Below are 7,372 nucleotides of genomic sequence, written 5' to 3'. Positions count from 1 at the left end.
ACCAGCATTTACGTTGTATTGTCCAACATAAATAATTCTATCATGGATACAGAATCAGAAAAAGTCCCCCTAGAAGGGGGAGGCTTTAAACCCAGTTTTTCGGTAAATAGGGCTGTACAAGGGTGCTATTTGGTGGTATTCTTAAATAATGGAAATATTACCAAATTTAAATATTGCAAGGTAGTTATTCCTCATCAAAAATATGATAACTTAAAAAAAAGATCCTGTCAAGGGGTTTCCCCCTCTTTAAAGAAACTTTTAGACAAAGAAGTTTGAAGTAGGCAATGGAGATAGAAAATAACATCTATTCAGCAATTTTGGCCAGCCTGCAAATGTTATGTCAAGCATACATACCAGCAGCTATTTTGGGGATTGGGATAGGAATCGTTATTGGCAACAATAATATAATCTACGAGATATTAAAGCGAGTTTTGCAGATCCCGGCGAGTATTCCGGCGATCGCGTTATTGCCGATCGCGCTAATCCAATTTAAAGATAACCTCAGCAGCGTACTTTTCCTCATATTTTTCAGTGCTATTTGGCAAATTGCCATTAACACCGCAACAGGCGTCAGAAAGTCTCGGCGAGAGGAAAATGGGATGAAAGTTGCGATCGAACATATATTTACTGGGTTGAGGATAGGGATAGGATTAGCATGGTTTACCGTCATCGCAGCAGAAATTTTAGTCGGCGGTAGAGGAATAGGCTTTTTCATATGGGATGCCTATAATAGTAATGAAACTGAACAAGTACTCAAGGGAGTACTTTATATTGCTATTATTGGCTTTTTATTGGATGGTGTCTTAGATTTAGCAGGATATTTGGTAATGCGTCCATTTGCAAGCGATGAGAAAAACAACTTGTAAAATTTATTAATTTATATGGCTACTTGCAAGTTCTTCGGAAACTATCTGTGCTAGCTTTTGCGCTGCGCCTGCTTCACCTCGGACTTTGCGAAGACGATCGCGCATTTCCTCCAACTTAACAGGATTGTTCAAATAATCCAAAACCAAATCTGCGACATATTGAGGTTGCAATTTCCCCACCAGTTCCGGCACAATTTCCGCTTTAGCCCAAATATTCGGCCATGCAAATAAACGTTTTTGTTGCAGAATCGACCAATTAATAATTTTAGCAAAAATCGCACCGAAACCGGGTAAATTGGCAAGCAATCCCGGCAAACCATCCCAACTTCGCATTGCATCTAGTTGTTGAGTGGGAAGCAACACAATCATCGGTACTGCTAAAGCGCCCAATTCAGCTGTATTAGCACCCACAGTAGTCAGACATAAACGACATTGAGATAACAATTTGTAGGCTGGTGATTCCGTATATAATTGTACTTGCAAACCGCTTGGTGTTTTGATAAAAGGAAGTTCTGGGTGAGGAGGTATAACTAATTCGCCACTTCCCCATCCCAGACGCTGAATGAGATGATTGTGCTGGGGATCGCCAAAACGTGCTAATGTTTGAATATCCAAAGTGGGAGCAAGAAAAATCGCAAAACGAGTTTGAGGACGTGCAGCGTGGATATGTTCTGCGCTTGCTAATACAAAAGGCACACCCTGAAATAATTTTGCTGGTTTAGATCCCGGTAATAAACCAATTAATTCTAGATGAGATTGAGCGTCTTTTTCTGTTAACCTTTCAACTTGGACTTCTGCCATTAAGTCCCCAACAACAGTAAATTTACGATGATATTTTGGCGAAACTTTAGCAAGAATTTCCGATTTCATGAGGCCAAATCGATCGATCGATCCATGCCAACGCGCTGACCATTCAGCGTAAACTATGGTACGATAGTTTAAACGCTTGCCAATTAGCACAGTAAAAAACTGATCTCCGCCTAAAAAAAGAACCGCACCGCGATCGCGCCAGTCCCAATCTTGTGCAGTTTTACCCCATAATAAAAATGGAAAGAAATGTTCTGCACCTTGAACTCGATCGACTTCTGGGTAACTGCGTGCAATTTCCACCTCTTTGCCGCTAGCGTTGGGACAAGGGGATAGCACCACCGAGATGCGTACTTGAGAGCGATCGTATCCCAGTTGTTGTCGCAGTTGTTGCACTACAGGACGCACCCAGGTTGCCAACTCCCCAGGCCCATTTGAGAGAATTAGAATATCGGCGTTCATCGTTTGCGGTTCATCTTTCATAGTTCACAGTTAATGGCGATCGAAAATAAACATCTCCAAAAATTATGGTAGGGTAGGCATCCTGCCTGCCTTTGAGATTATTTTTTGGAGATGTCTGATAAACAATGTGCAACGAAGCGCGAACGAGCGAAATTAAAACCCTTTTAGGTGAAGAAAACAGTTCCCGGTAGGAACACGAAATCACCTCCATTCGTGCGAGTCAGTTGAGTTGTTACCCCTTCCAAAACTGCAACTAAGTCTCCTCTGGAAAAGAGTCTGAGGTTTCCATTTTGAACCTGTTGAACAAGGTTAGGATCTATGCTCTCGATGACGTCAACTCCTTTCTCGAAATTGCGAATTATCGCGTAGTCATTTGCACCGCCACCAATATAATACTGGATGCCATTGGGATTCGATGGGGAAGTACCGTGACCCAGCTGATAAACCTCTGCACCGGGCGAACCGATCAAAGTATCGATCTCGCCCAAACCTGTACTTGCCGAGATATAATCCACAGGATCGAAGCTAGTCACCTGAAAATCAATCCCAAATAAAAACGGCTTTAAACCAAAAGCTTGTACGACATCATTACCGCTAGTACCAGTGAAAATGGGAAGTCGATTTTCATATTGCCCAATGCGGACAAAGTGATCGAAAGCCGATACTATATTGTCGTTTGGGTCTGCTACAGCCGCAGCGACATCGGGGTAATACCCTTCATAATCAGTAGGGTAGAAATAAGTGGGCGATCGTCCTTCCACCAAGCCAAATTGGAGAAAATGATCGTACCAAGATTTGAAAGTTCCGTTTGCCACCCCTGCCGCTACATCAGCGTATTTTCGTAAATAAATATCGCCCGAACCGGGAACTCCTATATCCGGAGCCCGTCCCTCTTCGTAACCAAAATCCAAAAAGTGTTGCAATCCAGAAGAGAAAACCCCTGCGCTGACAGCATCTGCCACATCCTTATATTTTTGCAAGTAGCTAGCTTCGTTGAAATAGGGCGATATCAATGTGCGGCCTTCTTTACGACCGGATAAATTAAAATGCGTCAATCCAGAAGTAATTCTGCCCGCCCTAACCTCCTGCGCCACATCGGGGTTATTTTGGAGATAGTATGCTTCGTCAAATAACTTTGGCGGCAGTTTGGTAATGTCGAATCTGACATCATCGAAACCAATTTCTGCTCCTTCGCTCTGCAAGATATTGAGCAAACGAATTTGCAATGGTTGACCTAAATAGGGGTCATTAGCAGCAGCCGAATATGTGACAGTTGATTCGCCAAAAGCCCCTTCCGGCAGATTGAGGGTGTTATTATCCTGGGCAATTACTTGAGAGCCAGCCAACAGCTGCACAGCATAGCCAGGAAAACCGGGAGAGGTAAATTCATCGGGTGCAGCATTACCAACTTTGACTTTTAACTGATATGTGGTGTCAGCCGTCAAGACAGTAGGAAGTGTTTGGGTTAAGCCAACGACACCGCTTCCTGGTGGTAGCCCCAAAAAAATAGCTCCGACATTATTGCCTTCAGGAGCTTCTTGTGGATAAGAGTATGTGGCAGGATTTAACACTGCATAGTTACCAACTCCCGGTACGCTAATCAGGTTGGATGGATCGTATACTTGCCAACCTGGTACCAGTTGAGTAGTGTAATCATTGTCTGCGAGAACCGGGTCTTCAAAACCGCCGTTGATGACTGTCGGAGTAGTAGCTTCTAACTTGACATCATCAAAACCGATTTCTGCACCTGTACCCTGCAAAGTATTAAACAATCGAATTTGCAGTGGTTTGCCCAAATTTGGGTCATTGGCTGACGAGGTATATTTGACTGTGGAAAGTGCAAAATTGCCTTCTAAAGGGCTTTGAGTGTTATTATCTTGGGCAATTACTCGATCGCCTGCCAACAATTCGACTCGATAACCTGGGAAGCCGGAAGGAGTAAATTCGTCCGGGGCGGCATTACCCACTTTCACCTGTAAGTTATAAGTAGTGTTGGGTTGCAATACACTGCTGAGGGTTTGGGTTAGCGCTACCTCGCCGCTACCTGGGTCGAGTCCCAAAAAGATGGCACCCACATTATTGCCTTGCGGTGCTTCACCTAGATAAGAGTAGGTGGCAGGATTTAATACGGCATAGTTAGAAACGAAGGGTATTAGTATGAGGTTTGATGGGTCATAGACCTGCCAACCGGGTACATCCTGAACGGTAAATTCGTTGTCTCCCAGAAAAGGTAGTTCAAAGCCTGGGTTTGCGATCGGTATTTTGGTCGTGATAATGTTCATCACTCCTCACCTTGAATCTTTTTTTAAGCATAAACACTTACAAATTTATCATATACTTAAAAAGTATTGGGGTCAGAGAATAGGTAAAATAAGTGTAAACACTTATAAATTTATCATATACTTAAAAATTATTGGGGTCAGAGAATACACATAGTTACTGAAAAGTCAAAATTACACTTACCCAAGAAAACGTTTTGTCGTTCAAAGTATAAAGATTCACTATTCCGCTGGAACTGGAATGCAGATAGTTGCTTCTCCAGCAACTGTACATCCGGACTTGTGCTGACGATAGGGAAGAATAAATACTGCTACGCAGTCTCCCTATCGACTATCCACTACTGTACGAACACGCTTCTAGAAAGCGATCGCTAAATCCATATTTTAGAAAATGCGGCCTTCAGCTGCACCTGACTGGAGAAAATGATCGTAGCCGGAGATGAAAGTTCCTGCTGCTACAGCTTGAGCGACATCGGCGTATCTTTGCAAATAAGCATCTTGAGCGTTCCCCATCTGTCCTACAGACCTAGACGAGTAGCGTTGCTCTTCGTAGCCAAAATAGATAAAGTGTTCCAGCCCAGAAGAAAAAACGCCTGTGCTGACACCATTTGCCACATCGCCGTAGGTTTCCAAGTAAGCAGCTTCATTGAAATATGGGGAGATGGATGTCCGACCTTCTTTTAAACCAAAAGCACCGAAATGAGCGAATCCCGAAGCAAATTTCCCAGAGCTTACAGCCACAGCAACATCGGGGTTATTTTGCAGATAGTACGCGTCGTTAAACAATCCTTTCGGAAGTCCGGTAATATCTAAGCGAAAATTATCAAAACTAACTTCTTGACCTTCCCGCAGTGACAAATTCAGCACTCGCAGTTCCAGTTGTTTGCCCAAATTCGGGTCATTGGCAGCAGCGCTGTAAGTGAGGGAAGAGGGCACAAAAGCCCCTTCCGCCGGACTGACGGTATCGTAATCTTGGGCAATCACGCGATCGCCCGCCATCAGTTGCACCGTATAACCGGGGAACCCGGCCAAGTCGAGAAAATCGGGACTGGGCGCGATATTGCCCACATCAAATTTTAAATTGTAGACGGTATTCGCTTCTAATGTCAGGGGCAGTTTCTGCGTTATCCCCAGGATGCCACTTCCCGGCCCTTTGGTGTTAAAAAGACCGCCGCCATTATTGCCTTCCGATACGCCATTGGGATAAAAAACCGGCGCGGGATTGAATACCGCAGGGCCCGATCCCTCGTTCGGATCGATGACGCCGGATGGGTCGTAGATTTCCCAACCAGGTATGACTAAATAGGACACCTCTTCGCCTTTGACAAGGGGAGGGTCTTCAAATCCGGCGTTGACAATAGTAGTCTTAGTTGCTTCTAACTTGACATCATCGAAGCCGACTTCTGCACCTGTACCCTGCAAAGTATTAAACAATCGAATTTGCAGCGGTTTGCCCAAATTAGGGTCATTGGCTGCGGCGGTATATTTGACGGTTGAAATGCCAAAACTGCCTTCTATGGGGTTTTGAGTGTTGTTATCTTGGGCAATTACTCGATCGCCGGCCAACAATTCTACCCGATAGCCTGGGAAACCAAAAGGAGTAAACTCATCCGGTGCGGCATTACCGACTTTCACCTGTAAGTTATAGGTAGTGTTGGCTTCCAACACACTGCTGAGGGTTTGGGTTAACGCTACCTCGCCGCTACCGGGTTCTAATCCCAAAAAAATTGCGCCCACATTATTGCCTTGTGGCGCTTGTCCGGGATAAGAGTAGGTGGCGGGATTTAAGACGGCATAGTTAGAAACGAATGGGATTAGTATCAACCCAGATGGGTCGTATACTTGCCAACCGGGTACATCCTGAACGGTAAATTCGTTGTCTGCCAGAAAAGGTAGTTCAAAGCCTGGGTTTGCGATCGATATATCCCTAGTTACGGTGTTCATTACTCTGGAGCTCTATGAAATTTGTTTACCCAAATTTTAACTGTTTTGAGTACAAACTAAATCAACTTATTCAGCAATTAAAAAAATATTTAAATTTGCCAATCCAATCCAAATATAAAAATTTAAACAAAAATTCTCGGCGGATTATCTGTACCCAAACAAAACGTAGATTCCGCCGTTTTCTGGTATTCGGCAAGCTATGAATTTTAAGTGATGAACTATGCCACCCACAGGGCATTTAAGCCAAACAATAGTAATAAAGCTTTTTGGCTGGAAATGCAGATGACAAGAAATATGATGTCAATGTTAAATACCTTACTTCTAAGGGCTGTTGATTTCTCTATTCTCCAGTACCCAACCGGGTTAAATAGGTCTGAGTATCTCTGGGAGTCTCTGAGAATAACCAGCCGTACTGCTTTCAGCAGCACGGCATTTGGAGAAGTAAAATTTACCGATTAAAGCCAGTGTGGTTGAAATTCGCATCTGTATAAAGGCGAAATGGATAGTTTATTTTCCCAACCACGATAAATTTTTGCTTGAAGCTACCATCCTCTAGGATAAACCTCTCAAAGCTTGAATTTGATATGTTGGGTATTAGTCTCCATCATTATATATCACCTTAAACATCTTAATTGAATATCAAAATACCATTTATGAGTACATTATGTTAATTTTCCGCAGTACATAAGCAAAAAATATATGCAATTGCTATACTTTTCCTGCCTTTCCTACTTTTCCTACTTTTCCTACTTTTATCCGAGCCAAGCAGTCTTGAAACAACACTTATATTCGACAAAACAGATGACTGGGATGGGTGTTGGGAGGAATGAGAAGGATTAGTTGGCAAATGGTAGTGGAGGCTGGTACTACTATTGACGGATCTAAAAATAGGGTGCAATGATAGTCAACAATGATACCTAAACGAGCCAATCGATGACTCAATTAAATATCTTTATCAAGAGTCTTTAAAAACGATTAGGTATGACTATTTCAGCCCAAACCTTCCCCAAATAG

The 7,372-nt window shown here is 43.3% G+C and carries 6 protein-coding genes; 3 read left to right on the top strand and 3 right to left on the bottom strand.

The genetic code is table 11. From position 1 onward, the window contains the following. Both H6G03_RS23840 and H6G03_RS23835 read left to right on the top strand, forming a co-directional pair. Positions 1 to 276 (top strand): hypothetical protein (locus H6G03_RS23840; protein WP_206756643.1); only part of this gene is annotated, 276 nt, incomplete at its 5' end. Positions 277 to 284: 8 nt separating this feature from the next. Then, positions 285 to 866, top strand: a complete 582-nt coding sequence (locus H6G03_RS23835; RefSeq protein WP_199315443.1) for an ABC transporter permease subunit — start codon at positions 285 to 287, stop codon at positions 864 to 866. Between the two features lie 6 nt (positions 867 to 872). On the opposite strand, the gene H6G03_RS23830 is transcribed toward H6G03_RS23835, so the two are convergent. The 3 genes from H6G03_RS23830 to H6G03_RS23820 form a co-directional block, all read right to left on the bottom strand. Then, the gene (locus tag H6G03_RS23830) at positions 873 to 2,156 is read right to left on the bottom strand and encodes a glycosyltransferase family protein (protein ID WP_407650762.1); all 1,284 of its coding nucleotides are present in this window, start codon (positions 2,154 to 2,156) and stop codon (positions 873 to 875) included. Between the two features lie 143 nt (positions 2,157 to 2,299). Then, positions 2,300 to 4,417: a hypothetical protein gene (locus tag H6G03_RS23825; protein ID WP_190469564.1), complete on the bottom strand. Its 2,118-nt coding sequence runs from the start codon at positions 4,415 to 4,417 to the stop codon at positions 2,300 to 2,302. Between the two features lie 381 nt (positions 4,418 to 4,798). Beyond that, on the bottom strand, positions 4,799 to 6,358 hold the full coding sequence (locus H6G03_RS23820; RefSeq protein ID WP_190469561.1) for a hypothetical protein: 1,560 nt from the start codon (positions 6,356 to 6,358) through the stop codon (positions 4,799 to 4,801). A gap of 213 nt (positions 6,359 to 6,571) precedes the next feature. Here H6G03_RS23820 and H6G03_RS23815 point away from each other — a divergent pair, with 213 nt between their 5' ends. Next, a complete protein-coding gene (locus H6G03_RS23815; protein WP_190469559.1) occupies positions 6,572 to 6,817 on the top strand; it encodes a hypothetical protein in 246 nt (81 codons plus the stop codon). The last annotated feature ends 555 nt before the right edge of the window (positions 6,818 to 7,372 follow it).

Source organism: Aerosakkonema funiforme FACHB-1375 (assembly GCF_014696265.1).
Lineage (GTDB): Bacteria > Cyanobacteriota > Cyanobacteriia > Cyanobacteriales > Aerosakkonemataceae > Aerosakkonema > Aerosakkonema funiforme_A.
Note: the sequence above shows the minus strand (reverse complement) of the source record. Positions and strands in the feature narration are given on the sequence as shown.

Bases quoted from the DNA above. Each gene is read 5' to 3' on its own strand.
- H6G03_RS23825 (WP_190469564.1), bottom strand. From the start codon at position 4,417: ATGAACATTATCACGACCAAAATACCGATCGCAAACCCAGGCTTTGAA.
- H6G03_RS23835 (WP_199315443.1), top strand. From the start codon at position 285: ATGGAGATAGAAAATAACATCTATTCAGCAATTTTGGCCAGCCTGCAA.
- H6G03_RS23830 (WP_407650762.1), bottom strand. From the start codon at position 2,156: ATGAAAGATGAACCGCAAACGATGAACGCCGATATTCTAATTCTCTCA.
- H6G03_RS23820 (WP_190469561.1), bottom strand. From the start codon at position 6,358: ATGAACACCGTAACTAGGGATATATCGATCGCAAACCCAGGCTTTGAA.
- H6G03_RS23815 (WP_190469559.1), top strand. From the start codon at position 6,572: ATGAACTATGCCACCCACAGGGCATTTAAGCCAAACAATAGTAATAAA.